General features: G+C 71.1%; 20 protein-coding genes, 1 rRNA gene and 1 pseudogene. 7 read left to right on the top strand and 15 right to left on the bottom strand.

Annotated features, from left to right (window positions below; translation table 11 throughout):
- Positions 1 to 97: 97 nt before the first annotated feature.
- The 3 genes from OO70_RS36405 to OO70_RS36395 form a co-directional block, all read right to left on the bottom strand.
- A complete protein-coding gene (locus tag OO70_RS36405; RefSeq protein ID WP_043681184.1) occupies positions 98 to 2,185 on the bottom strand; it encodes a tetratricopeptide repeat protein in 2,088 nt (695 codons plus the stop codon).
- 215 nt (positions 2,186 to 2,400) lie between these two features.
- Positions 2,401 to 3,027 (bottom strand): NUDIX domain-containing protein, encoded by a 627-nt coding sequence (locus OO70_RS36400; protein WP_043681181.1) that lies wholly within the window; start codon positions 3,025 to 3,027, stop codon positions 2,401 to 2,403.
- Between the two features lie 95 nt (positions 3,028 to 3,122).
- Entirely contained in the window at positions 3,123 to 4,790 is a 1,668-nt protein-coding gene (locus OO70_RS36395; RefSeq protein ID WP_043681178.1) for a CTP synthase, read from the bottom strand.
- Between the two features lie 460 nt (positions 4,791 to 5,250).
- Here OO70_RS36395 and OO70_RS36390 point away from each other — a divergent pair, with 460 nt between their 5' ends.
- The 5 genes from OO70_RS36390 to OO70_RS36370 all read left to right on the top strand — a co-directional run bounded on the left by OO70_RS36390 (position 5,251) and on the right by OO70_RS36370 (position 11,297).
- Entirely contained in the window at positions 5,251 to 7,053 is a 1,803-nt protein-coding gene (locus tag OO70_RS36390) for a glycoside hydrolase family 15 protein (RefSeq protein ID WP_043681175.1), read from the top strand.
- Positions 7,054 to 7,159: 106 nt separating this feature from the next.
- Positions 7,160 to 7,777, top strand: a complete 618-nt coding sequence (locus OO70_RS36385; protein ID WP_051741980.1) for a 3'-5' exonuclease — start codon at positions 7,160 to 7,162, stop codon at positions 7,775 to 7,777.
- Positions 7,778 to 7,839: 62 nt separating this feature from the next.
- Positions 7,840 to 8,055 (top strand): DUF6243 family protein, encoded by a 216-nt coding sequence (locus tag OO70_RS36380; RefSeq protein WP_051741977.1) that lies wholly within the window; start codon positions 7,840 to 7,842, stop codon positions 8,053 to 8,055.
- Positions 8,056 to 8,223: 168 nt separating this feature from the next.
- The gene (locus tag OO70_RS36375) at positions 8,224 to 9,606 is read left to right on the top strand and encodes an FAD-binding oxidoreductase (protein ID WP_043681172.1); all 1,383 of its coding nucleotides are present in this window, start codon (positions 8,224 to 8,226) and stop codon (positions 9,604 to 9,606) included.
- Between the two features lie 44 nt (positions 9,607 to 9,650).
- A complete protein-coding gene (locus OO70_RS36370; RefSeq protein WP_043681170.1) occupies positions 9,651 to 11,297 on the top strand; it encodes a PucR family transcriptional regulator in 1,647 nt (548 codons plus the stop codon).
- 8 nt (positions 11,298 to 11,305) lie between these two features.
- Here OO70_RS36370 and OO70_RS36365 read toward each other — a convergent pair whose 3' ends face one another.
- The 5 genes from OO70_RS36365 to OO70_RS36345 all read right to left on the bottom strand — a co-directional run bounded on the left by OO70_RS36365 (position 11,306) and on the right by OO70_RS36345 (position 16,537).
- Positions 11,306 to 12,445, bottom strand: a complete 1,140-nt coding sequence (locus OO70_RS36365) for a glycosyltransferase family 4 protein (protein ID WP_043681167.1) — start codon at positions 12,443 to 12,445, stop codon at positions 11,306 to 11,308.
- Positions 12,446 to 12,672: 227 nt separating this feature from the next.
- Complete coding sequence (gene recN, locus OO70_RS36360) at positions 12,673 to 14,391, bottom strand: DNA repair protein RecN (protein WP_043681164.1); 1,719 nt, start codon at positions 14,389 to 14,391, stop codon at positions 12,673 to 12,675.
- Positions 14,392 to 14,518: 127 nt separating this feature from the next.
- The gene (locus tag OO70_RS36355) at positions 14,519 to 15,424 is read right to left on the bottom strand and encodes an NAD kinase (RefSeq protein WP_026179466.1); all 906 of its coding nucleotides are present in this window, start codon (positions 15,422 to 15,424) and stop codon (positions 14,519 to 14,521) included.
- Complete coding sequence (locus tag OO70_RS36350) at positions 15,421 to 16,236, bottom strand: TlyA family RNA methyltransferase (protein WP_043681160.1); 816 nt, start codon at positions 16,234 to 16,236, stop codon at positions 15,421 to 15,423. The genes OO70_RS36355 and OO70_RS36350 overlap by 4 nt, the downstream gene beginning before the upstream one ends.
- A 7-nt stretch (positions 16,237 to 16,243) precedes the next feature.
- Positions 16,244 to 16,537: a hypothetical protein gene (locus OO70_RS36345; protein WP_043681155.1), complete on the bottom strand. Its 294-nt coding sequence runs from the start codon at positions 16,535 to 16,537 to the stop codon at positions 16,244 to 16,246.
- A gap of 42 nt (positions 16,538 to 16,579) precedes the next feature.
- Between OO70_RS36345 and OO70_RS36340 the strand changes: the two genes are divergently transcribed.
- Positions 16,580 to 16,927, top strand: a complete 348-nt coding sequence (locus OO70_RS36340; RefSeq protein WP_043681151.1) for an SCP2 sterol-binding domain-containing protein — start codon at positions 16,580 to 16,582, stop codon at positions 16,925 to 16,927.
- Between the two features lie 5 nt (positions 16,928 to 16,932).
- Here OO70_RS36340 and OO70_RS36335 read toward each other — a convergent pair whose 3' ends face one another.
- From OO70_RS36335 to OO70_RS36320, 4 genes are all read right to left on the bottom strand, one after another.
- The gene (locus tag OO70_RS36335) at positions 16,933 to 17,832 is read right to left on the bottom strand and encodes an ABC transporter ATP-binding protein (protein WP_078651700.1); all 900 of its coding nucleotides are present in this window, start codon (positions 17,830 to 17,832) and stop codon (positions 16,933 to 16,935) included.
- Positions 17,829 to 18,884, bottom strand: coding sequence for a FecCD family ABC transporter permease (locus OO70_RS36330; protein WP_078651699.1), 1,056 nt, complete (start codon positions 18,882 to 18,884; stop codon positions 17,829 to 17,831). Before OO70_RS36330 ends, OO70_RS36335 begins: the two co-directional genes overlap by 4 nt.
- Positions 18,881 to 19,924 carry a FecCD family ABC transporter permease gene (locus tag OO70_RS36325; RefSeq protein ID WP_043681140.1) on the bottom strand — a complete coding sequence of 348 codons (1,044 nt, stop codon included), beginning with the start codon at positions 19,922 to 19,924 and terminating at the stop codon, positions 18,881 to 18,883. The genes OO70_RS36330 and OO70_RS36325 overlap by 4 nt, the downstream gene beginning before the upstream one ends.
- Before the next feature lie 71 nt (positions 19,925 to 19,995).
- Positions 19,996 to 21,024: an HAD hydrolase-like protein gene (locus OO70_RS36320; protein ID WP_043681134.1), complete on the bottom strand. Its 1,029-nt coding sequence runs from the start codon at positions 21,022 to 21,024 to the stop codon at positions 19,996 to 19,998.
- Between the two features lie 72 nt (positions 21,025 to 21,096).
- Between OO70_RS36320 and OO70_RS36315 the strand changes: the two genes are divergently transcribed.
- On the top strand, positions 21,097 to 22,389 hold the full coding sequence (locus OO70_RS36315) for a DUF1015 domain-containing protein (RefSeq protein ID WP_043681128.1): 1,293 nt from the start codon (positions 21,097 to 21,099) through the stop codon (positions 22,387 to 22,389).
- Positions 22,390 to 22,459: 70 nt separating this feature from the next.
- Here the strand turns inward: OO70_RS36315 and OO70_RS36310 are convergent, their stop codons facing one another.
- The 3 genes and pseudogenes from OO70_RS36310 to rrf form a co-directional block, all read right to left on the bottom strand.
- Complete coding sequence (locus OO70_RS36310) at positions 22,460 to 23,302, bottom strand: tetratricopeptide repeat protein (RefSeq protein ID WP_234337030.1); 843 nt, start codon at positions 23,300 to 23,302, stop codon at positions 22,460 to 22,462.
- A gap of 525 nt (positions 23,303 to 23,827) precedes the next feature.
- A pseudogene (locus OO70_RS57245) lies at positions 23,828 to 24,460 on the bottom strand (hypothetical protein); the annotation flags it as partial.
- A 492-nt stretch (positions 24,461 to 24,952) separates the two neighbouring features.
- A 5S ribosomal RNA gene (gene rrf, locus OO70_RS51430) occupies positions 24,953 to 25,049 on the bottom strand; the annotation flags it as partial.

Here is a 25,049-nt window from a genome sequence, read left to right as displayed (position 1 = left end):
ATACCCGGACATGCATGAGCGCACCGGGAGACCGCAGGAGAAGGTGCGGCAGAGCCAGTCTAATGAAGGTGTTCCCGGTGTCTAGCCTTTCAATGCATCAATCTTCGGCGGATGTACTACGGATTTCGCAGGCGTTAGCGTCTTGTTCCAGGGGTTCGGAGGTGGATTCCGGGGTTTCGGGGGCCGAATCGCCCTCCAGGAGCTCCTCGCCGAGCATCCGCTCGGCCGTCCCGCGGTGCAGCGCGGCGGACGCCGGGTCACCGAGCCGGTCGAGGGTGTCGGCCAGCCGCAGCTGCAACGCCGCCTGCAGCCGGACGTCCTCCGCGCGGCGCGCCCACTCCACGGCCTCGTGACAGGTCAGCAGCGACTCCTCGGGGCGGCCCGCGTACTCCTGGACCCGTGCCAGCTCGCTCAACGCCCTTGCCTGGGCGGGCACATCACCGTTCTTGCGGTATCCGGCGACGGCCGCCCGCCAGTGCCTCAGCGCCTCGCCGTAACGGCCCGCGTAGGTGTGCGCGGCGGCGATCCGGCCGTAGAGCCGGGCGGCCTCCGCGCGCTCGTCCCGGGCGAGCCGCTGGGCCAGCGCGCGGCCGAACCAGTCGGCGGCCCGGTCGTAGTCGCCGAGCTCCTGGTGCGCGCCGCCTACGGATTCCATCGCGCGACCGGTCGCATACGGGTCATTTGCTTCGCGTCCGGCGTCCAGAGCGGCCCGGTAGCGGGCCAGCGCCTCGGTCGTACGGCCGGTCTGCGCGTCCAGATCGGCGAGGTTCAGCAGCGCCGCGGCCTTCTCGCGGGGCAGGTTCCGCCGCTCGGCCACGTCGAGGACGAGGCGGTGGATGCCGTAGAGCTCGGGGGCGGCGGCCTGGGTGCCGAAGTGGGCGACCATCGCGCGCACCAGCTGGGACATCAACCGGCGGGCCAGCGTGTCGAGTTCGCCGTCGGCGACCGCGAGGCGGGCGGAGGCCAGCAGGGCGGGCTGGCGGACGCGCAGCCAGTCGGCGGCGGCCCGAGGGGTCGGGAAGCGCAGCGCGCGGGGCATGCCTAGGAGTTTTTCGCGGGCCTGGGGGCTGTCGGTCTCGGTGATGGCGCGGCAGGACTGGAGCAGCCGTACGGTCCGCTCCAGCATGCGGGCGCGGGCCAGTTGGAGCTCGGCCGGGCGGTCCTGGGTCTCGGCGAGGGCGTACAGGAGGGGCTGGAGGCAGCCGGGGACCTCGTACTGCGGCAGCGGGGAGTCCAGGGCCCGCAGCAGGCCCGCGGCGACGAAGTCGTCCAGGGTGGTGCGGGCGCCGTTGACCGAGCAGCCGGCGAGCGCGGAGGCGGTCTGCGGGTCGACGAGGCCGGCCGGGGCGAGGGAGAGCAGTCGCAGTATCCGGGCGGCGGGGCTCGGCAGTGAGCCGTAGACGAGCCGGAAGACTCGGCTCAGCGGGGTGCCCTCGTCGCTCTCGGCGTGCAGGTGCTTGGCGAGGTCGGCGACGGCCGCCTGCGGCCGGGCGGCGAGCCAGCCGCCGGCCAGGGTCAGCGCGGCGGGCTGGGCCTGGCACACCTCGACGAGGCCCTCGGCGGCGACCGGGTCGACGGTGATGCGGACCGCGCCGGTGTAGCGGGTGAGCAGTTCCAGCGCGGACTTGGTGTCGAGGCCGCCCAGGGTGCAGGGGCGGACATCCGCGATGCCGGTCAGCGGACCGCCGGAGACGGCGACGACCAGGCAGTCCGGGGTGTCCGGCAGCAGCGCGTCGACCTGCCCGGCGTCGGCCGCGTCGTCGAGCAGGAGCAGCGCCCGCCGGTCGGCGAGGGCGTCGCGCAGGATGTCCGAGAGGTCGTCCTCGGAGGCGCCGGCGGGGGTCGGCAGCTCCAGGGCGGTGAGGAGTTCGCGGGCGGTGCGCTCGGTGGGGACGGGAGTGCCGTCGGGCTCGCTGAGCCGCGCCCGGAGCACACCGTGGTCGTAACGGTCAGCGACCTGTCGGACGAGTTCCTCGGCGAGCGCGCTACGGCCGGAGCCGGGCTTGCCCGCGATGAGGAGGACGCGTGCGCGGGGGGCCTTGCGGCCGGCGATGGTGTCCAGGCCCGCGCGCTCGATGTCGGCGCGGAGCTCCTTCAACTCTCTTGCGCGGCCCAGGAATTGGCCCTCGGGAGAAGTGTCCTCGGACAGCCTCACGCCGCCGGTGTCCACCGCCTGATCCGTCACGGGCCACACTCCCGTCCCACTGCACGCGCATAGCCCGCCGGGACTCCGGATCGGGTGATTCCAGAGCCTAGTTCACGCTCTGCGACGAACCGTGCGGAGCGCGGCGGGCACATCCCCCGATCGGATCAGCCGATCGTCACACCGGAAGACGCCGAAAGAGGCGGAAAGGATGAGGGGTGGGTGAGGTCTGGGTGAGGCGTCGGTGAGGCGTGGGTTCAGGACTCGAAGGGACGCGCGGGCCACGGCGCCTCGGCGGGGCGCAGCGCGTCGATGCCGTCGCCGTGCCGGGCGGCGACCAGGGCGAGGACACCGATGACGAGGCAGCTGTTGTGCAACTCGCCCGCGAGGACCCCGCGGACCAGGTCGTCGAGTGGCACGCGCGCGTGCTCCATGTCGGCCTCCTCGTCCTCGACCTCGAAGCGCTGTCCGTCGGCCTCGGACAGATCACGGGCGAGGAAGACACGGACGGCCTCGTCGCTGCCGCCGGGCGAGGTGTAGACGTCGGTCAGCACCCGCCAGTCCTCGGCCTTGACGTGCGCCTCCTCGTACAGCTCGCGCTGGGCGGCGTGCAGCGGGTTCTCGCCGGGGATGTCGAGCAGTCCGGCCGGGATCTCCCACAGCTTCTGCCGGACGGGGTGGCGGTACTGCTTGATGACCAGGACCCGGTCCTCCTCGTCCAGGGCGAGGATCGCCACGGAGCCGGGGTGGACCTGGTAGTCGCGGTGCACGACCGTGCCGTCGGGCATGACCACGTCGTCGGTGCGCACGGAGGTCTTGTTGCCCACGAAGGGGGTCACGGTCGCCCGGATCTCCCACTCCTCCGGGGTGTCCTTGATGGTCATGCCCTGTCCTCCCGCGCCTGTGCCTGCACTGCATAAAGAAACCGGGGCGCACACCTTGTGAAGGCATACACCCCGGTCACCGTACAACCCTCGTACTACTTGCCCGTCTTGCGTGCCACGGCCGCCTTGACCAGGCCCGCGAAGAGCGGGTGCGGCCGGGTCGGGCGGGAGCGCAGCTCGGGGTGGGCCTGGGTCGCGACGAGATAGGGGTGCGTCTCGCGCGGGTACTCGACGTACTCGACGAGCTTGCCGTCCGGGGAGGTGCCGGAGAACTGCAGTCCGGCCTTCTTCTCCAGCTCGGCGCGGTAGGCGTTGTTCACCTCGTAGCGGTGCCGGTGGCGCTCCTCGACGTACTCCTTGCCGTCGTACACCTCGCGCACGATCGAGCCCTCGGCGAGCTTGGCCGGGTACATGCCCAGGCGCATGGTGCCGCCCATGTCGCCGTCGCCGGCGACGATGTCGAGCTGCTCGGCCATGGTGGAGATGACCGGGTGACCGGTGGCCGGGTCGAACTCGGTGGAGTTGGCGTCCTCGATGCCGGCCAGGTTGCGCGCGGCCTCGATCACGATGCACTGGAGGCCCAGGCACAGGCCGAGCAGCGGGATCTTGTGCTCGCGGGCGTACTGGATGGCGCCGACCTTGCCGGAGACACCGCGGTCGCCGAAGCCGCCGGGGATGCAGATCGCGTCCACGTCGGCGAGCTGTTTGGCGGCGCCCGCCGGGGTCTTGCAGTCGTCCGAGGTGACCCACTTGATCTTCACCCGGGCCTTGTTCGCGAACCCGCCGGCGCGCAGCGCCTCGGTGACCGAGAGGTAGGCGTCGGGCAGGTCGATGTACTTGCCGACCAGCGCGAGGTTGATCTCGTGCAGCGGGTTGTGGACGCGGTCGAGCAGGTCGTCCCAGGTCGTCCAGTCCACGTCGCGGAACGGGAGGTCCAGCTTGCGGACGACGTAGGCGTCCAGGCCCTCGGTGTGCACGGTCTTCGGGATGTCGTAGATCGAGCGGGCGTCGGGGCAGGCGACCACGGCGGCCTCGTCGACGTCGCACATCAGCGAGATCTTGCGCTTGATCGCGGTCGGCACCTCGCGGTCCGACCGGAGCACGATCGCGTCCGGCTGGATACCGATGTTCCGCAGGGCCGCAACCGAGTGCTGGGTCGGCTTCGTCTTCAGCTCTCCCGAGGGGCCGATGTACGGCAGGAGCGAGATGTGGACCACGAACACGTTGTCCCGGCCGACCTCGTGGCGGACCTGACGGACCGTCTCCAGGAACGGCAGCGACTCGATGTCGCCGACGGTGCCGCCGACCTCGGTGATGACGACGTCGACCTCGTCGGTCGCCATGCGCCGGATGCGGTGCTTGATCTCGTTGGTGATGTGCGGGATGACCTGCACGGTGTCACCGAGGTACTCGCCGCGCCGCTCCTTGGCGATCACCGTCGAGTAGACCTGGCCGGTGGTGACGTTGGCGCTGCCGTCCAGGTCGCGGTCGAGGAAACGCTCGTAGTGGCCGATGTCCAGGTCGGTCTCGGCGCCGTCGTTGGTGACGAAGACCTCACCGTGCTGGAAGGGGTTCATCGTGCCGGGGTCGACGTTCAGGTACGGGTCGAGCTTCTGCATCACGACGCGCAGGCCCCGCGCCTTGAGGAGCATGCCGAGGCTGGAGGCGGTGAGGCCCTTGCCGAGTGAGGAGGCGACACCCCCGGTGACGAAGATGTGCTTGGTCGTCGTGGCTGTGCTGTTTCGAAAAGCAGCGGTCGGCATGGCCAAGAGGGGGCTCCCGTGGTCGCGGTTCGAGTTGCGGTCGGGGGTTCTGTGTGCCCACCGGTCCACGGGCTACCAGGGTATCAGCGCCCGGACGAGATGGCTTCCGGCCACGCTCCGCACTCACGTCGACACACAGGTCACTCGCGTCGACACAGACGCGCCCTGGTTACCTGCTTCTCACCCGTTGCTCACCCGTTCGGCCCAGGTCCGTTGGCGAGAGCGGCACACAGATCATCTACGTGCGTCGTATCCTGCTCGGACACTCGCTGCCGAGCCGGCCCGGAACACGGCACCACCCCCGCCCGTATATCCCGGAACAACGAGAGCTCGTCAGTCCGTTGAGCGACGACCGCCATTTGCTTCATGGCTCAACGACGCACTACAAACGATCCCTTGACCGCACACAGCGACCGCCCCTTTTCTGAGGGGCGACGTGGCCGTTCGACTGGAGTTGCACGTGGCCGGGCGCATCGAAGATTACGCACTCATCGGAGACATGCAGACTGCGGCATTGGTCTGCCGGGACGGCACGGTGGACTGGCTGTGCCTGCCCCGATTCGACTCCCATGCCATCTTCGCCGGTCTACTGGGCACGGAGGAACACGGCTTCTGGCGGCTGGGCCCGGCCCACGCCTCCGACGCGCCGCCGCCGAGGGCTGCCCGGCGCGGCTACCGCGGCGACTCGCTCATCCTGGAATCCGAGTGGGACACCCCGCGAGGCACGGTCCGCGTGACCGATTTCATGCCCCCTCGCGACGGCGCCCCCCAGCTGATCCGCATCGTGGAGGGCATCTCCGGCCGCGTCCCGATGCGCTCGACCCTCCGGATGCGTTTCTCCTACGGCCGGGTCACCCCGTGGGTGCACAAGCACGAGGGCCGCACGGTCGCCGTCGCGGGCCCCGACTCCGTGTGGTTCGACACATCCGCGGAGACCTACGGCAAGCAGCTCACGACGTACGCGGACTTCACGGTCGCGCCGGGTGACCGCATCGCGTTCACCATCTCCTGGGAGCCCTCGCACAAGCAGCCGCCGCCGCTCCCCGAGCCGGAGCAGTCGCTGGAGGCCACGGAGGACTTCTGGCGCGACTGGGTCGACCAGTGCACGTACCACGGCCCGTACCGCGAGGCCGTCGTCCGCTCCCTGATCACCCTCAAGGCGCTCACGTACGCCCCGACGGGCGGCATCGTCGCCGCGCCGACCACCTCCCTCCCGGAGGAGATCGGCGGCGTCCGCAACTGGGACTACCGCTACACCTGGCTCCGCGACGCGGCCATCACCCTCTCCTCGCTCCTGCGCACCGGCTACCGCGAGGAGGCCCGCGCCTGGCGCGAGTGGCTCCTGCGCGCCGTCGCCGGCGACCCGGAGAACCTGCAGATCATGTACGGCATCGCCGGCGAGCGCGAGCTCGGCGAGGCGGAACTGGACTGGCTACCGGGCTACGAGAACTCCGGCCCGGTCCGGGTCGGCAACGGCGCCGCGCACCAGCTCCAGCTCGACGTCTACGGCGAGGTCACCGAGGCCCTGCACCTGGCCCACATGACGGGCCTGGCCCGCAACGACTACGCCTCCCTGCTCCAGCTGAAGCTGATCCGCTACCTGGAGAAGCACTGGGACGAGCCGGACGAGGGCATCTGGGAGGTGCGCGGCCCGCGCCGTCACTTCGTGCACTCGAAGGTGATGGCCTGGGTCGCGGTCGACCGCACGATCAAGCTGATCGAGTCGGGCGACGCGGACGGCCCGCTGGAGAAGTGGCGCGAACTGCGCGACGACATCCACCGGGACGTGTGCGAGCGCGGCTACGACAAGGAGCGCAACACCTTCACGCAGTCGTACGGCTCGAAGGAGCTGGACGCCTCGCTGCTCCTCATCCCGCAGATGGGCTTCCTGCCCCCGGACGACAAGCGCGTGATCGGCACGATCGAGGCGATCCAGCGCGAGCTGTCCACGCCGGACGGCTTCATCCTGCGCTACCCCACCTCGGGCGAGGACGAGGGCGTCGACGGCCTCCCCGGCGACGAGGGCGCCTTCCTGGCCTGCTCGTTCTGGATGGCGGACGACCTCGCGATGATCGGCCGCGTGGACGAGGCCCGCAAGCTCTTCGAGAAGCTCCTCTCGCTCCGCAACGACCTGGGCCTCCTCGCCGAGGAGTGGGACCCCCGCCTGCAACGCCAGGTCGGCAACTTCCCGCAGGCCTTCAGCCACGTGCCACTGATCGACACGGCACTGCGCCTGACGGCTTCGGGGGCCTACGGCGGCTGACACCCGCCGAGCACGCGCCCCGGGCCCGAGAGGTGCCCGGGGACGTCGGCACCGCGGCGGGAAAATCCAGGTGCCCCGGCAGCCACTCGTCCCTACCCTTCCCGCCATGGACAGCACCGGGGCCGAACGGCTCCTGAACGTCGTGGATGTCGAAGCCACCTGCTGGGACCGCGGCCAACCGCCCGGCGCGGTCAGCGAGATCATCGAGATCGGGCTGACCGTCGTCGACCTGGCCAGCGCGGAGCGCCTCGCCCGGCATCGGATCCTGGTGCGCCCTGCCCGGTCCACGGTCAGCGAGTTCTGCACGGAGTTGACCGGCCTCACGCAACACGAGGTGGACGGAGGGGTCGGCTTCGCCGAGGCGTGTCGGCTGCTGGCGGCCGAACACCACGCCGGGTCCCGCCCGTGGGCCAGCTGGGGCGACTACGACCGCAACCAGTTCACCCGGCAGTGCCGGAACACCCGGACGCCCTATCCGTTCGGCCGGCACCACACCAACGCCAAAGCGGCCTTCACCGAGGCATACGGCCTGCGCAAACGCCCTGGCATGGCACAGGCCCTGGAGATCGCCGGACTGCGGCTCGAAGGCCGTCACCACCGCGGCGAGGACGACGCCTGGAACATCGCCGCCCTCGTTCTCCACCTGTCCGAGCGGGACGCCTGGCCGGACGCGACGGCCGCGGCGGCGAACAGGTTGGTGGGCGGGGCCGACGGAACCGGGTAACGTCCTTGTCGTGTTCTTCCGATGAATCCGTAGATCACTTCACATCACTACCGGGAGAACCCGTGACCGTGAGCAAGAACATCAACAACCCCGTGGGCATGGGCGGCGGCCAGCGCAAGAAGCAGTCCCGCGCCGAACGGCAGAACCACGGTCCGCACCGCAACCTCGACCGCCAGGGCGCAGCCGACCAGAAGGCGGAGCTGGTGCGCAAGATGCGCGAGAAGGCAGCCGCAGCCGAGGCCGCCGGGCAGGCGGGCGACGACACCGCACAGAGCTGACACACCACCGCAGCAGGGCCCGGACCGCGACACACGGTCCGGGCCCTGCTGCCGTACGGGGCGGCGGCTGACCCTTACGGCTTGGTGACGTGCGGTGGCTCGACGCGACCGCAGGGCCGAGCCCGCCTAGGCTGGAAGCACTCCATCCCCCTATCGAAAGGGGGAGCCATGGCTTCCCTCTCGACGGCGGGCGCGGCCCTTGCCGCGTTGCGCGAGGATCTGGTCGGCGATGTGTTCGCTCCGGGGGATCAGGGTTACGACGACGCCCGTGTCGTCTTCAACGCGATGATCGACCGGCGTCCGGCCGTGATCGCCCAGTGCGTGGACGAGGCCGATGTCGTACGGGCCGTGCGCTTCGGGCGCGAACTGGATCTGCCGATCGCGGTGCGCGGCGGCGGGCACAGCGTCTCGGGCATGGCGCTGGGCGACGGCGCGCTGGTCGTGGACCTGCGTCACATGCGCGAGGTGACGGTCCATCCGGCGGCCCGGGCGGTACGGATCGCGGGCGGGGCCACCATGAGCGAGCTGGACGGCGCGACCCAGGAACACGGTCTCGCCACCACCGGCGGCCGGGTCTCCACGACCGGGGTCGGCGGCTTCGTTCTGGGCGGCGGCACCGGCTGGCTGGACCGTGCCTTCGGTCTCGCCGTCGACAACCTGCTCGGCGTGGACCTGGTGACCGCCGACGCGACCGTGGTGCACGCGAGCGCCGAGGAGAACCCGGAACTCTTCTGGGCCCTGCACGGCGGCGGCGGAAACTTCGGCATCGCCACCGCGCTCACCCTGCGACTGCACGAATTGCCCGAATTCTCCGTCGCCATGGTGATGTACGAGCCCGAGCACGGCCCCGACGTCATCCGCACCTACCGCGAGATCATCGAGACCGGCCCGCAGGAGGCGAGCGGCGGAGTCATCTATCTGACCGCCCCGCCCGAGGAGTTCGTCCCGGAGCACCTGGTCGGCAAGCGGCTGTGCGGCGCGCTGATCACCTACGCCGGTACCGAGGAGGACATGCGCAAGCTCGCCCAGCCGCTGCTGGCCCTGCCGCACGAGATCGAGATCGTCACCGCCCTGCCCTACGCCATGTTCCAGACGATGTTCGACGATCCGCCGGGTATGCGGAACTACTGGTCGGCCGAGTATCTGACGGGCGCGCCCGACGAGTTCACGGACGTCTTCTGCGCCCTCGGCGAAAGCATGCCGGTCCCCACGGGCACCCAGCACGTGCTGTTCCCGCAGGGTGGCGCGATCGCGTCCGGGCCCGCCGACTTCCCGCTGCCGTTCCGGAACGCGCCCTGGGCCGTGCACCCCTTCGGCATGTGGGAGGACCAGGCGGACGACGAACGCTGCATCGCGTGGGTCAGGGACGTCCGCGCCCGGGTCCAGCCCTGGAGCACCGGCGCGGCCTACCTCAACTTCATCGGCGACGAGGGCACGGACCGCGTGACGGCGGGCCTGGGCGCACAGAACACCCGGCGGCTCGCGGCGGTGAAGCGGGAGTACGACCCCGACAACGTCTTCCGCTTCAACCACAACATCGCGCCCGCCTAGCCTCAAGGTGTGCGCAGGGCATCCGCGCAGGTAGCGTCCGCTGCATGGACAGCCGTACGGACAGCACATTCGACACCCAGGGCGCCGGCATCACCGTGCAGCGGGCGCTGGAGCTGCCCGGGCTGCGCAGTGGTCTGCCGGAGATCCTGGCGGGCGCCGACCGGCTGCAGCGGACGGTCCGCTGGGTGCACGCGGGCGAGGTCCCGAACATCGCCTCCCTCCTCAAGGGCGGCGAACTGCTCCTGACCACGGGCTACGGCCTCGGCACCCGCCCGGCGGAACAGCGCGCGTTCGTCCGCACCCTCGCCGAGCGGGGCATCGCCGCCCTGGTCGTCGAACTCGGCCCGCGCTTCACCCGGCTCCCCGCCACCCTCGTCGAGACGGCCCGGGCGACCGGACTCCCACTGGTCCAGCTGCACCGCGAGGTGCCGTTCGTCGCGGTCACCGAGGAGATCCACACCGAGATCGTCAACGGCCACTACGCACTGCTCCAACAGGCCGAGGAGGTCCACCGCCGCTGCACGGAGGCCCTGCTCGGCGGCGGCGGAATCCCCCAAGTCCTCGGCATCCTGGCCGACTTCAGCGGCAACCCGGTCTTCCTGGAGACCCCGGACGGCCAACTCCTCTACGCGGCAGGGTCAGGGCCCGAGGGCGCCGACCCGCTCCAGGTGTGGGAGGGACTGCGCGGCCAGCACAAGGACGCCTCGCCGCCCGCCGGTTCGGTGGTGGTGGACGTGCCCGGCGGCGGTCCCGGTACGGGCTCGGTGCGCGCGCGGATCGTCCTCCTTCCGGTACGCGCTCCCCTCGCCCCGGTGCACCGCATCGCCGCCGAACGGGCCGCGGACATCCTCGCCGTGGTCCTGATGCAGGCCCGCCAGGAGGAGGAGCTGGCGGCACGCGGACGCGGCGACTTCCTCACCGACCTCGCCGAGGGCCGCATCGCCGCCGAGGACGCCCCGGCGCAGGCCCGTGTGCTGGGCTTCAAGCCCGGCACCAGTCCGCTGCTGCCGGTGGTGATGCGGCTGGGCGACGCGCTGGCCGCCCCCGGCGGCGGCTGGGCGGTCCTGGCCCGCGCGGTCGCAGAAGAGCTGGCCTCGGTGGGGGTCCCGGTCCTGCTGGGCGTACGACCGGTCGAGGGCCGCGTCCCCCTCCTGCTCGGCCTCCGCTCGGAGTCGGAGCGGTCGGCGGTCGCGGACCGGGTCGCGGCGGCACTGCGGGCGGGCGTGGAGCGGGCCGGGATGCAACGGCCGGGCGCGCAGCCGCCGATCGTGGTCGTCGGAGTGGCCGGCGGCTGGGCGGCGGCGTCGGCGGGACTACGGCACGCGGCCGAGACGGCGACGGCGGCACAGGGCCTGTCCGACCGCCCGTGGTACGACGCCCGGCGCCTGGACATCGAACTGCTGCTGTGGCGACTGCGCGACCACCCGGACCTGGCGGCCTTCGTGGACCGCGCGATCGGCCCCCTCCGGGACCACGACAACCGCTCCAAGCCGCCCCTACTGCCCACGCTGGAAACGTACTTGGCGCACGCGGGCCGCAAGGCGGAGACGGCACGCGAACTGCACCTCAACCGACAGACCCTCTACAACCGCCTCGCCAGGATCGGGGAGTTGCTGGGCACGGACCTCGAAGACCCGCAGACGGTACTGGCGTTGAGCTTGGCGCTGCGGGCCCGCAGGCTGGTGCCGTAAAGGTCCGCTCAGGTCAGCGGCAGAGGCTGGGTCAACTCGTCGTAGACACTCAGCACTTGGGCGACGGTCTCGTCCTCGGTGGGCCAGGTGGCGGCCTGCCGGGTGCCCTTCTCCCGCAGCAGTTCCCGGCGTTCGGGGTCACGCAGCAGCCCGGTGACGGCGTCGGCGAGGGCCTTCGCGTCGCCGTAGGGCACGAGTTCGGCGGCGTCGCCGACGAGTTCGGGGATGCCGCCGACGGCGGTCGCGACGAGTGGCACGCGGGCGTGGAGGGCCTCCTGGGCGATCACCGAGCGGGACTCCCAACTGCTGGGCAGCAGCGCGACATCGGCGGCGGCGAGCAGTTCACCGACGTCGTCCCGCCGCCCGATGAGCCGCACCGGCAACTCCTCGTCCTCGATCCGCCGCTGCAACTCGCCCCGCAGCGGCCCCTCCCCCGCGATCACGAGCAACGGCGTCGGATCGAGGCGGCACCATCCGCGCGAGGCGTCCAGGAGCGTGTCGTAGCCCCGCTGCCGGTCGAGCGAGCCGACGGCGACGAGCAACGGGCGGTCGGTGGCGCCGAGTTCGGCACGGAGCTTGGGCCGCAGTCGATCGGGATCTTCGTGGTCCACGGGGGCTCGGCGCGGCCCCGGCAGCGCGACGGCGGCGAGCCGGGCGTCCCGGGCGCCTGTCCGCCGAGCCCGGTCGACCAGATCGGACGTGGTCCCGAGGACGACAACGGCGGCCTTCACGACCCGCCGCTCCAGCAGCCGCAGCAAGTGCGCCCGCGCCCCTTCGACATGGGCGCGGTTGTGCCACGTGACGACGAGCGGGGTGCGGCGACCGCTGAGGGCGAGGGCGGCGCGGAAGGAGGCGTGCAGCCCGTGCGCGTGCACCAGGTCGGCGTCCGCGCAGGCCGCCCGCAGCGCGGCCACGGACGCCGGGTCACTGCTGCGCGGCACGTGCACGTGTTCGGCACCGGCACCCGTGAAGTCGTAGGTGTGATCGGCCTCGACGGGGGCGCACACCGTCACCCGCACGCCCCGAGCGACGAGCCCGGAGGCCAGGGAGCGCACATGCGCGCTGCTGGCGGCGTTGCCCCCGCCGAGCACCTGCACGGTGCGCAGCGGCGACTGGCCGTGCGGTGAGTGGCTGCTCACGGGGGTCACGTGGCCGGGGCTCCTGGTTCGGCGACGGGCGGTCACGAAGAACGTACAGAAGGATCGGGCGATGGGGGTGTATCGCTCGCTTCCTACGCGTTCCAACTCCAGGATGCCAGCACGTACGGGTGTTCCGGCAACGCGGAAAAGCCCGGAGGCCGTACGGGAGGGCAACACGGGCGGGGATGTCACCCGTACGAGTGAGGAGCGCGCGCCTCCTGAACGACGAGCCCGCGCTAGCCGTCCGCCCGCGCCGTCGCCAGCAGCTCCTCCGCGTGCGCCCGTGCCGTCTCCGAGTCCTCCTGACCGGCCAGCATCCGGGACAACTCCCGTACCCGGTCCTCGCCTTCGAGGACCTTCACGCCGGAGCGGGTGACGGACCCGTCGTTGGTCTTCTCCACCAGCAACTGCCGATCGGCGAAGGCCGCCACCTGGGGCAGGTGCGTGACGACCACGACCTGCGCGGTCTTCGCGAGCTTCGCGAGCCGCCGCCCGATCTCGACCGCCGCCTTGCCGCCGACACCGGCGTCGACCTCGTCGAAGAGATACGTCGGCACGGGGTCCGTCCCCGCGAACACGACCTCGACGGCAAGCATCACGCGCGACAGTTCACCGCCGGACGCACCCTTGGCGATGGGCCGCGGCGGAGCACCGGGGTGCGGAGCGAGCAGCAACTCGACCTCGTCGACGCCCGACGGGCCGTAGGAGACCGCACGCCCCCCGACCTCGACGCCCTCCGGGTCCTCGGTCTGCCGGATCTCGAACGACACGCGCGCGTGCGGCATGGCGAGGGAGGCGAGCTCGGCGGTGACGGCCGCGGCGAACCGCTCGGCGGCCTCCGTCCGCGCATCGGTCAACGCCTGCGCCAGGCCGCCCAGTTCAGCCCGCAGCGCGTCCCGCTCGGCGGTCAGCTCGTCGATGCGCTCGTCGTCGCCGTCGAGTTCGGTGAGCCGCGAAGCCCCCTGCTCGGCATACGCGAGCACGGCCGCGATGTCCTGGCCGTACTTCCGCGTGAGCGCGTTGAGGGCGGCCCGCCGCTCCTCGACGGCGGCCAGCCGCAGCGGATCGGCGTCCAGGTCGTCGGCGTAACCCGCCAACTCCCCCGCCACATCGCCCAACAGGATGCCGATCTCACCGATCCGGTCGGTCAGCGAGGCCAGCGCCGAGTCGTGCGACCGTACGGCCTCCAGCGCCCGCTGCGCACCCGCGACCAGGGTCGCCGCGTCGATGCCCTCGGGGTCCTCGGGATTACCGGCGAGCGCGGCATGAGCAACCGTCGCCGCGGACGCCAGCGCCTCCGCGTGCCCGAGCCGCTCGGCCTCGGCGGCGAGCTCCACGTCCTCCCCGGCCCGCGGCTCGACGCCCGCGATCTCGTCGAGGCCGTAGCGCAGCATGTCGGCTTCCTGGGCCCGTTCACGCGCGCGCGTGGTGATCTCGTCCAGCTCGACGGCGACGGCCCGCAGCCGCCGATAAGCCTCCGCGTACTTGGTGAGCGGCCCGGTGACGGCATCCCCGGCGTACCGGTCGAGCGCCTGCCGCTGCCGGGACTGCTTCAACAGCCCCTGCTGATCGGTCTGCCCGTGCACGGCGACCAGCTCGTCGGCCAACTCCGCGAGCACCCCCACCGGCACGGACCGCCCGCCCAGGTGCGCCCGGGACCGCCCTTCGGCGGAAACGGTACGGCTGATGAGCAGCGTCCCGTCGTCCAGCTCGGCACCGGCCTCCTCGGCCCGCAGCACGGCGGAGCCGCCCGGAGGGACGGAGATCCGCCCCTCCACGACCGCGTTCTTCGCCCCGATCCGCACCAGCGCCGGGTCAGCCCGCCCACCGAGCAACAACCCGAGACTGGTCACGACCATGGTCTTGCCCGCCCCGGTCTCACCCGTGACAGCGGTGAACCCCGGCGACAACTCGACGACAGCGTCGTCGATGACTCCGAGCGACCGTATCCGCATCTCTTCCAGCACGGTGAAGACCTTACGAGGTAGGGAGGGAGAAGCGCGAGGCACCCTGTCACCCACGCGAGGGAAGCGCCCCAAAGGGGCGCGGGGAACTGCGCGCCCAGCCCCCACCGGCACGCAGCTAGTGAGGAGCCCCCCGCCACCCCGAAACAGGCAGAGCGAACTTCGCAACAAGCCGATCGGTGAACGACGCATGATGCAGCCGAGCCAGCCGCACAGGCACAGCCCCTCGCCGCACCTCAACCCGAGCCCCGGCAGGCAGTTCAACAGTCCGCCGCCCGTCACACCACAAAACCCCCGGGGGGATATGTGGCAACACCTCAACGGCAAGCACAGAATCCGGCGAGGTAACCAACGGCTTGGCGAACAACGCATGCGCACTGATAGGCACCATCAGCAACGCCTCAACCTCGGGCCACACCACAGGCCCACCCGCGGAGAACGCGTACGCCGTAGACCCGGTGGGAGTCGCACAAACGATCCCGTCACACCCGAACCCAGTCACCGGGCGCCCGTCAATCTCCAGCACGACTTCCAACAGCTTCTCGGCGCCGGCCTTCTGCACCGCCGCCTCGTTCAACGCCCAGTCCGTGTGCACGATGTTCCCGTTCTTGTGCACGACGACATCGACGGTCATCCGCTCCTCGACCTCGTACGCCCGGGTGACCACCCGGTCCACGACCTTGTCGAGATCGTCCCGCTCGGCCTCCGCGAGGAACCCCACGCTGCCGAGGTTGACGCCGAGCATCGGCACCCCGGACGCTCGCGCGAACTCCGCGCCGCGCAGCAGCGTGCCGTCGCCGCCGAGGACGATGAGCAGTTCGCAGCCCTCAAGGCACTGCGGGGTGGCCTCGGTGACCGTCTCCACCTCGTCGGGCAACGGCAGGTCGCGTGCCTCGTACTCCAGGACGCGCACTCCGATACCGGACTGCAGGAGCCCTTTGACGACCAGTTCGGCACTCCGGATCGCCGCGGGGCGACCCGTGTGCGCGAGCAGGAAAACAGTACGAGCTCGGTTCTGTGTCAACGCGGCCCCTCCGCCACTGCACGGTCAACATCGGCCGGGTCCAGTTCGGGTGCGCCGGCCCGCAGCCACAGAAAGTACTCGACATTCCCGGAGGGCCCGGGCAGCGGGCTGGCGGTGACACCCTCCACCCCGAGCCCCAGTTCCCCGGCCCGCCGGGCGACACCGCGCACGGCCTCGGCCCGAAGCTCGGGGCTGCGTACGACGCCCCCACTCCCGAGCCGTTCCTTCCCCACCTCGAACTGCGGCTTGACCATCATCACCAGGTCCGCGTCCGGCTTCGTGCACCGCGCCAGGGCGGGCAGCACCAGCCCGAGCGGGATGAAGGACAGATCCCCCACGACTAGATCCACAGGCTCCCCATCGATCGCTTCAAGCGTCAACTCGCGTACGTTCGTACGGTCCTTGACGGTGACGCGTTCATCGCTCTGAAGAGACCACGCGAGTTGCCCGTACCCGACGTCGACGGCGACGACGTGCGCGGCACCCGCCCGCAGCAGCACATCGGTGAAGCCCCCGGTGGACGCGCCGGCGTCCAGCGCCCGCCGTCCCTCGACCACGAGCCCCCGCGGTACGAAGACCTCCAGCGCGCCCGCGAGCTTGTGGCCACCGCGCGACACGTAGTCGGGGTCGCCATCATCCGCCACGACGACGATGGCGGCCGCCGTCTCCACCTGGGTGGCGGGCTTCGTCGCGACGGTCTTGCCCACGGAGACCCGGCCGGCGGCGATCAACTGGCTCGCGTGCTCCCGTGACCGCGCGAGCTTCCGTCGGACCAGCTCGGCGTCGAGACGTCGGCGTGCCACTCCTGCCACGTTCGGTTCAGCTCCTGCGGTCGTACGTCGATGGGGGCGCCGGAGGTCCCGGGCGGGCGTCGAGCGCGGTGAGCGCGTCGCGCAGCCCCCGGTGTACATCCTCGTACACCTCGACATGTCCGTCCGTGGCGAGGTGGTCGGTGTCGGCCAGCCGCCCGAGCTGGGCGTCGACGTCGGGGTTGCCGCTCGGGGTGCGGTCCACGTTCAGCGGGGCGGGGGCGGCGGGGTCGTACGTGGGCTCCGCCTCCGGAACGGCCTCCGGTACGGCCCCGGCCTCGGCCTCGGGAACTGAGTCGCTCATGCCCAGACGCTACCCCGAAGGCCTGGGGTACCGTCGATCACGATGGCAACGATCGAAGAGTGCCGTGCCGCACTCGAGAAGCTCTCGGACAACATGCAGAAGGCCGATGGGAATGTCCGCGCCGCCGCGGCCATGGACCGTTCGGTCAGCTGCCGGATCACCGACCTCGACGTCACGTTCGTCGGCCGGCTCACCGGCGGCCGCATCGTGGTGGACGAGACCGTGCAGGGCCTTCCTCCGGAGAAGGCCCAGATCAGGCTGACCATGGCGGGCGACGACCTGGTCGCCATGGTCAACGGCGGCCTGAACTTCGCGAAGGCCTGGGGCTCGGGCCGGGTGAAGCTGGAGGCCAACGTGTTCGACCTATTCCGCCTCAGGAAGCTTCTGTAGTCGTTTCAGGACGCTTCTGTAGCGGCCACTTTGCCGAGGTCGGTATGCGCCCGCGCGCGTGCCTTCCGCGCCGCCGGCACCACCAGTGGCGTCCCCGTCTCCGGGTCGTCGATGACCTGGCAGCGCAGTCCGAAGACCTCCTCGACCAGTTCGGCCGTGACGATGTCGCCCGGCGCCCCCTCCGCGATGACCGCGCCCTCCCGCAGCGCGATCAGGTGGGTGGCGTACCGGGCCGCGTGGTTGAGGTCGTGCAGCACCGCGACCAGCGTGCGGCCCTGCTCCTCGTGCAGTTCGGCGCACAGGTCGAGGACGTCGATCTGGTGCTGGATGTCCAGGTAGGTGGTCGGCTCGTCGAGCAGCAGCAGGGGAGTCTGCTGGGCGAGCGCCATCGCGATCCACACACGCTGCCGCTGCCCGCCGGACAGTTCGTCGACATAGCGATCGGCCAGCTCGGCGACACCGGTCTGCGCCATCGACTCCTGTACGACCCGCTCGTCCTCGTTGGACCACTGGCGCAGGATGCCCTGGTGCGGGTACCGGCCGCGGCCCACGAGGTCGCCGACGGTGATCCCGTCGGGCGCGATGGACGACTGCGGCAGCAGACCCAGGGTACGTGCGACCTTCTTCGCCGGCATCGACTGGATGACCTGCCCGTCGAGCAGCACCCGGCCCTCCGTCGGCTTCAGCATCCGCGACAGGGCACGCAGCAGCGTGGACTTGCCGCACGCGTTCGGGCCGACGATCACCGTGAAGGAGTTGTCGGGGATCTCCACCGACAACTGCCGTGCGATGACGCGCTGGTCGTAGGCGAGGGTGACGTTCTCGGCGGACAGGCGGTTCACGGTGCTCCTTCGGTTGTCCTCGTTCGCCGAGGCGTTCGTCGCTGGTTTCGTCGACGGGTTCATATCCGGCCCGCCTTGCGCTCGGTGACCAGGAGCCACAGCAGGTAGATCCCGCCGAGGACTCCGGTGACCACGCCCACGGGCAACTGGTCGGCGCCGAAGGCCCGTTGGGACGCCCAGTCGGCGGTGACCAGCAGGGTGGCGCCCATGCACAGCGAGGGCACCAGGTTCGGACCCGGCGAGCGGGTCAGGCGCCGGGCGAGCTGCGGCGCCGTAAGAGCCACGAAGCCGACCGGTCCGGCGGCGGCGGTCGCGGCCGAGGTGAGCAGCACGGCGGCGACCATCAGCAGCAGCCGCACGCGCTCGACGCGCACTCCGAGGGCGTACGACACGTCGTCGCCCATCTCCATCATCCGCAGCCCGCGCGCGTTGGCGAGGACGAGCGGCAGGAGTACGGCGCAGAGCGCGAGGAGCGGCCAGACCTGGGTCCAGTCACGGCCGTTGAGGGAACCGGTCATCCACACGACCGCGCGGGCCGCGTCGACGAGGTCGGCCTTGGTGAGCAGATAGCCGTTGACCGCGGTGACGACGGCGGAGACGCCGATGCCGACCAGGACGAGCCGGTACCCGTGCACCCCCTGCTTCCAGGCGAGCAGATAGATGGCGAGCCCGGTCACCAGCCCGCCGACCAGCGCCCCGAGGGTGACGGCGGTCGCGCTGCCGGAGAACAGCACGATCATGACGAGCGCCCCGGCCGTCGACCCCTGCGAGAGGCCGAGCACGTCCGGACTGCCCAGCGGATTACGGGAGATGGACTGGAACAGCGCACCGCCCAGCCCGAGCGCGGCACCGACCAGCAGCCCGACGAGAACGCGCGGCAGCCGCAGTTCGTTGACGATGAACTCCTGACCCGCGTCACCGCCCCCGAACAGTGTCTTGAGCACGTCACCGGCCGGGATCGGGAAGTCCCCGGTACCGATCAGCACGACGCTCGCGGCGAGCGCGCAGACCAGGAGGAGGACGACGACCGTGAAGGCACGGAGGTCGAGGCGGAGAGAGAAGCCACCGGTGCGTACGGCCTTCGTACGGGGAATCTGGGTCGATGTGGCCTTCACAGCTGGGCCGTCCTCCGCCGTCGTACGAGATAGATGAAGACCGGACCGCCGAGGATCGCGGTGACGATGCCGACCTGAAGCTCCGCGGGCCGCGCGACCATCCGACCGAGGACATCCGCGCCGAGCAGCAGCACGGGCGACAGGATCGTGGCGTACGGCAGGATCCAGCGCAGGTCGGGGCCGGTGAACGAGCGCACCACGTGCGGCACCATCAGGCCGACGAACACGATCGGGCCGCAGGCGGCGGTGGCCGCCCCGCACAGCACGGTCGCGGAGAGCATGGCGAGCGCGCGGGTGCGGTTGAGGTTGGCGCCTAGGGCGCGGGCGGTGTCGTCGCCCATGGCCACCGCGTTCAACGGCCGGGCGAGCAGCAGGGCGACGACCGTGCCGACCGCGAAGAACGGCGCGACCTGCGTGATCGTCGAGCCGGTGGCCGAGGCCAGCGAACCGACCGTCCAGAAGCGCATCTTGGAGAGCGCCGCGTCGTCCATGATCATGACGGCCTGGAGATAGCCGTAGAGCGCGGCACTGATCGCGGTGCCGGCGAGGGCGAGGCGCACGGGCGTGGCACCCCGGCTGCCGCCCAGGAACCAGACCAGCGCACCGACCACCGCCGCGCCCGCGAAGGCGAACCAGACGTAGCCGCTGAGGCTCGTGACACCGAAGTAGGTGATGGCGGTGACGACGGCGGCCGAGGCACCGGCGTTGATGCCGAGCAGTCCGGGGTCCGCGAGGGGGTTGCGGGTGAGCGCCTGGAGGACGGCGCCAGAGAGGCCGAGTGCGGCACCTGCGAGCAGCCCGAGGACCGTACGGGATATCCGGTCGCCGACCACGACGTCGGCATACGTCCCCGAGTCATGGAACAGGCCGTGCCACACATCCCCCAACGGCAGCGATTTCGCGCCGATCGCGATGCTCGCCAGGGCGACGAGCGCCAGGAGCGCCACGGAGGCGAAGAGCCCAAGGACCCGTATCGCCCGGCGGGTTGGGGGCGCGGGGGCGGTCTCCGCGCGCTGTTCTGGGGGACTGTCGACCAACACGAGGTTAGGTTAGCCTACCCTCGCATGCGGCTCGGAGGGCGAGCCCCTCTTCCTGGGGGCTCAGCCCCTGTTCACAGGCCCAGCCGCGCCAGCGCCTTCTCCCCGTCCAGCCCGCAGGAACCGTCCCCCGCCGCCGTCCAGGCCGCCGCGCACAGGGCGCGCAACCCGTCCAAGGGCTCACCCTCACCGTCGAGTTCCAGCCGCTCGCGGCCCGCCGTCGCGGTCCAACCCCCGCACCGGAACCCCTCTCCCGCCTCGGTGACCTCGGGCTGCCCGGTGAGGATGCCCCGCAGATCGGCGTCGACGTACGTCGGCCGGTGCTGCGGCGGCGCGGCGAGCAACTGCGCGCCGTCGGTCACGCCGGTCAGGACGAGCAGCGAGTCGACCTCCCCGTTGAACGCCCCCTCGATGTCCGTGTCCAGCCGGTCCCCCACCACCAACGGCCGCTCGGCGCCCGTCCGCAGGATCGTCTCCTTGTGCATCGGCGGCAACGGCTTCCCCGCCACCTGCGGCTCGGCCCCGGTCGCTATCCGTACGACCTCCACCGCCGCGCCGTTGCCCGGCGCGATGCCGCGCGCGCTCGGGATCGTCAGGTCGGTGTTGGACGCGAACCACGGCACCCCGCGCGCGATGGCGTAACAGGCCTCCGCGAACCGCCCCCATGCCAGGTCGGGGCCGCCGTAGCCCTGTACGACCGCCACCGGCTCGTCCTCGGCCGAGTCGACGGGCTCGAGTCCGCGCTCGCGCAGCGCGACCCGCAGCCCCTCCCCACCGATCACCAGCACGCGGGAGCCCGCCGGCACCTGCTCGCTGATCAGCCGGGCGACGGCCTGCGCGGAGGTGATGACGTCGTCCGCGCCGGTCGGTATACCCAGCTCGGTGAGATGCTCGGCCACGGCATCCGGCGTCCGCAGCGCGTTGTTGGTGACGTAGGCGAGCCGCATCCCGCCGGCGCGGGCGGTGGCGAGCGAGTCGACCGCGTGAGCGATCGCGTTACCCCCCGCGTACACCACCCCGTCCAGGTCGAGCAGCGCCGTGTCGTACGCCTCGCTCAGGGCCCGGCCACTGCCCTCGGGACTCGTCCTGACGCTCTGGCTCATTCCACATCGCTCCTCGTTCGATCGCTTTCACCCGATCATCCCGCACGCCACTGACACACGTACGATGCCGGGATGAACACCGCAGGTCACTCGGAAGCAACGGAGCGCCGAGGCCTGGAACTCACCCCGTTCCGAGGCCTTCGCTACGACCCCGACCTGGTCGGCAGCCTGGCCGCCGTGACGTCCCCACCGTACGACGTCGTCGTACGCCCCGACGGCCTGCATCATCTCCAGGACTCCGACCCGCACAACATCGTCCGCCTGATCCTCCCGCAGGCCGTCACCCCGAGTGCCCGCAACGAACAGGCCGCCGACACCCTGCACCGCTGGCTCTCCGAGGGAGTCCTCACCACCGACCCCGAGCCCGGCCTGTACGTCTACGAACAGCGCGACGGCAACGGCCTGTTGCAGCGTGGTGTCATCGGCGCGCTGCGTCTGTCGGACCCGTCGGAGGGCGTGGTCCTGCCGCACGAGGACGTCATGCCGCACGTGGTCGCGGACCGCGCGGCCCTCATGCGCGCCACCTCCGCGAACCTCGAACCCCTGCTCCTCACCTACCGGGGCAACGGCTCACCGGCCGACACGACGACGGTGGTCGAGCGCATCGCCGAGAACCCCGCGCTCCTGTCGACGACCACGGAGGACGGCTACAGCCACCGCCTCTGGTCGGTCACCGACCCCACCGACCTGGCCCGCATCCAGACGGACCTGGCCCAGCACCAGGCCCTGATCGCCGACGGCCACCACCGCTGGGCCACCTATCGACGTCTACGCGCGGAGCACCCCTCCCCCAGCCCCTGGGACTACGGCCTCGTCCTCCTCGTCGACACGGCCCGCTACCCCCTCCGCGTCCGCGCGATCCACCGCCTCCTGCACGGCGTCCCGGTGGCCGACGCCCTGGCCGCCCTGGATGGCCTGTTCCGCGTCCAGCACCTGGAAGTGCCTCTCCCGGAAGCCCTGGAGACCCTCGCCGACGCGGCCTGCGCGGGCAATGCCTTCCTCCTCGCCGGCGACGGCACCTTCCACCTGGTCGACCGCCCGGACCCGGACCTCCTGGCCCGCACGATCCCGGCCGACCGCCCCGCCGCCTGGCGCACCCTGGACGCCACGGTCCTGCACGCCACCCTCCTGGACCACGTCTGGCTCATCCCCGAGGATGACCCGACCCGCATCGCCTACATCCACGACACCGCCGCCACCGTCCGCAAGGCGGAACGCGACGGCGATACGGCCGTCCTGATGCACCCCGTCCGCGAGGAGGTCGTACGCGACCTGGCCCGCCAGGGCGTCACGATGCCCCGCAAGTCGACGTCTTTCGGCCCGAAGCCGGCGTCGGGGCTGGTGCTGCGCACGCTGGAACCCTGAGACACCGGAAACGCGAAAGGGCGGGACCCCAATACCGGGGTCCCGCCCTTGTCACTGACGTGTGGTGTCGTCAGTCCTTGTCGTCTTCTTCTTTAACGACGTCTTCCTTGACCACGTCTACCTTGACGACGTCTTCCTTAGCCTCGACTTCGGCCTCGACGTCCTCGAAGTCGTCGTCCTCGTCATCATCTTCGTCGTCATCCTCGATGTCGGCTTCCACCTCGTCGAGTGCGGAAGCCTCGTCCTGAGGCTCGACGTCGTCGTCGCGCTCGTCGTCGTCCTCATCCTCGTCCTCGACGAACGCGTCGACGAACTCGACACCGTCCATCGCGGCGAGGCGGTCCGACGCGTCCGTGCTGCCGTCCTTGTCGGACTCCACGGCCTTGGCGAACCACTCCCGCGCCTCGTCCTCACGCCCGGCCGCGAGCAGGGCGTCGGCGTAGGCGTACCGCAGTCGCGGGGTCCACGGCTGCACACTGTTCGAGGCCAGCTCGGGGCTCTGCAACGTGACGATGGCCGCGTCGAGCTGGTCCATGTCACGCCGGGCACCGGCCGCGACGAGCCGCATCTCGACCTGTCCGGCCTTGTCGAGCTTGTGCACCTCGGCGGCCCCGGCCATCTCCAGCGCCTTCTCCGGCCGCCCGAGCCCACGCTCGCAGTCGGCCATCACGGGCCACAGATCCACGCTGCCGGTCATCCGCCGCGCGGCCCGGAACTCGGCCAGCGCCTCGCTGTACTTCTGGGTCGCGTACGCGGCGAACCCGGCCGCCTCACGCACGGCGGCGACGCGCGACGCCAGTCGCAGGGCGATCTTGGAGTACGCGTAGGCGGCCTCGGGGTCCTCGTCGATGAGCCGGGCGACCATCACCAGATTCTTGGCGACATCCTCCGCGAGCCCCTTCGGCAGGCTCATCAGCTCCTGCCGTACGTCCTTGTCGATCTCCTCGCCCGTGACGTCCTCGGGGATCGGCAGCCGCTTGATCGGCTCGCGGTCGCGGTCACGCTCCCGCTCGTCACGGAACCGGCTGCCGCCACCACGGCGGTCGTCGCCCCGACGGTCATCGCGCCGGTCGTCACGGCGGGGGTAGCTGCCACGCTCACCGCGGTCGTCGTCACGGCGGAACGCGGGACGGTCACCTCGGCTGTCGTCACGGCGGAAACCACCGCGATCGCCTCCACGGTCATCACGACGGGGACCGGCCGGCCGGTCGTCACGACGCGGGCCGGCGGGACGGTCATCACGACGAGGAGCCGAGGAACGGTCATCACGGCCACGGAAACCACCGCGGTCACCACGGTCGTCGTCACGCCGGAAGGCAGGACGCTCACCACGGTTGTCACGGTCGTCGCGACGGAACGGCGGACGCTCACCACGGTTGTCATCACGCCGGAACGGCGGGCGCTCGCCACCTCGGTCATCACGACGCGGACCGGCCGCACGGTCGTCACGGCGGGGGTAGCTGCCACGGTCACCACGGTCGTCATCGCGCCGGAAAGCAGGACGGTCACCGTCACGGCGGTCGTCCCTCCGGTCATCACGGCGGAAGGGCGGACGCTCGCCGCCCCGGTTGTCGCTTCGGTTGTCGCTGCGGTCGTCACGGCGGAACGCGGGACGCTCACCACGGCTGTCGTCCCGACGGAAACCACCGGGACGCCCACCGCGATCGCCGCCACGGTCATCACGACGGGGACCAGCAGGACGGTCATCGCGCCGCGGGCCGGCCGAACGGTCGTCACGGCCGCGGAATCCACCGCGATCGCCACCGCCACCGCTACCACCACGGTCGTCGCGGCGGGGGTAGCTGCCGCGGTCACCACGGTCGTCGTCACGCCGGAAGGCAGGACGCTCGCCCCGGTTGTCACGGTCATCACGGCGGAACGGCGGACGCTCACCGCGACTGTCGTCACGCCGGAAACCACCACCGCCACCGCGGTTGTCGTCCCGACGGAAGGGCGGACGCTCACCACGGCTGTCATCGCGCCGGAAACCACCGCGATCACCACGGTTGTCGTCGCGACGCTCACCGCCCCGGTTGTCGCTGCGGTCGTCACGCCGGAACGCAGGACGCTCACCACGGCTGTCGTCCCGACGGAAACCACCGGGACGCCCTCCACGATCGGCGCCACGGTCATCACGACGGGGACCGGACGGACGGTCGTCACGGCGCGGACTCGCAGAACGGTCATCGCGCCGCGGGCCGGCCGGACGGTCATCGCGCCCACGGAATCCACCGCGATCGCCACCGCCACCGCTGCTGCCACGGTCGTCACGACGGGGGGCGCCGCCACGGTTGTCGTTACCACGATCGTTGCTACGACTCGGGCCTCCGCGGTACCCGCCACGGTCGCCGCGGTCACCACTGTCCCGTCGCCGCTCGTCGCGCTCCGGTCGGTCCTCGGGAGAGTTGGTGGACATCGGTGACTCCTGTCTTCGGTACCGCAAGTCATTCTCGCGCAGCCAGCTACTCGGCGCGCTCCGGACTGTGTTTCTGGATGTTTCTGGAAAAACAAAAGGACCCCTGGTCCCAGCGTGAACGCTGGGACCAGGGGTCCTCCAAATATTGTTCGGCGGCGTCCTACTCTCCCACAGGGTCCCCCCTGCAGTACCATCGGCGCTGTAAGGCTTAGCTTCCGGGTTCGGAATGTAACCGGGCGTTTCC

The sequence above is a fragment of the Streptomyces xylophagus genome (genome assembly GCF_000716435.1).
Lineage (GTDB): Bacteria > Actinomycetota > Actinomycetes > Streptomycetales > Streptomycetaceae > Streptomyces > Streptomyces xylophagus.
Note: the sequence above shows the minus strand (reverse complement) of the source record. Positions and strands in the feature narration are given on the sequence as shown.

Coding starts and splice junctions, on each gene's coding strand:
- OO70_RS36385 (WP_051741980.1), top strand. CDS start 7,160: ATGGACAGCACCGGGGCCGAACGGCTCCTGAACGTCGTGGATGTCGAA.
- OO70_RS36310 (WP_234337030.1), bottom strand. CDS start 23,302: ATGAGCCTGCCGAAGGGGCTCGCGGAGGATGTCGCCAAGAATCTGGTG.
- OO70_RS36340 (WP_043681151.1), top strand. CDS start 16,580: ATGGCAACGATCGAAGAGTGCCGTGCCGCACTCGAGAAGCTCTCGGAC.
- OO70_RS36315 (WP_043681128.1), top strand. CDS start 21,097: ATGAACACCGCAGGTCACTCGGAAGCAACGGAGCGCCGAGGCCTGGAA.
- OO70_RS36370 (WP_043681170.1), top strand. CDS start 9,651: ATGGACAGCCGTACGGACAGCACATTCGACACCCAGGGCGCCGGCATC.
- OO70_RS36375 (WP_043681172.1), top strand. CDS start 8,224: ATGGCTTCCCTCTCGACGGCGGGCGCGGCCCTTGCCGCGTTGCGCGAG.
- recN (WP_043681164.1), bottom strand. CDS start 14,391: ATGCGGATACGGTCGCTCGGAGTCATCGACGACGCTGTCGTCGAGTTG.
- OO70_RS36395 (WP_043681178.1), bottom strand. CDS start 4,790: ATGCCGACCGCTGCTTTTCGAAACAGCACAGCCACGACGACCAAGCAC.
- OO70_RS36345 (WP_043681155.1), bottom strand. CDS start 16,537: ATGAGCGACTCAGTTCCCGAGGCCGAGGCCGGGGCCGTACCGGAGGCC.
- OO70_RS36320 (WP_043681134.1), bottom strand. CDS start 21,024: ATGAGCCAGAGCGTCAGGACGAGTCCCGAGGGCAGTGGCCGGGCCCTG.
- OO70_RS36400 (WP_043681181.1), bottom strand. CDS start 3,027: ATGACCATCAAGGACACCCCGGAGGAGTGGGAGATCCGGGCGACCGTG.
- OO70_RS36335 (WP_078651700.1), bottom strand. CDS start 17,832: ATGAACCCGTCGACGAAACCAGCGACGAACGCCTCGGCGAACGAGGAC.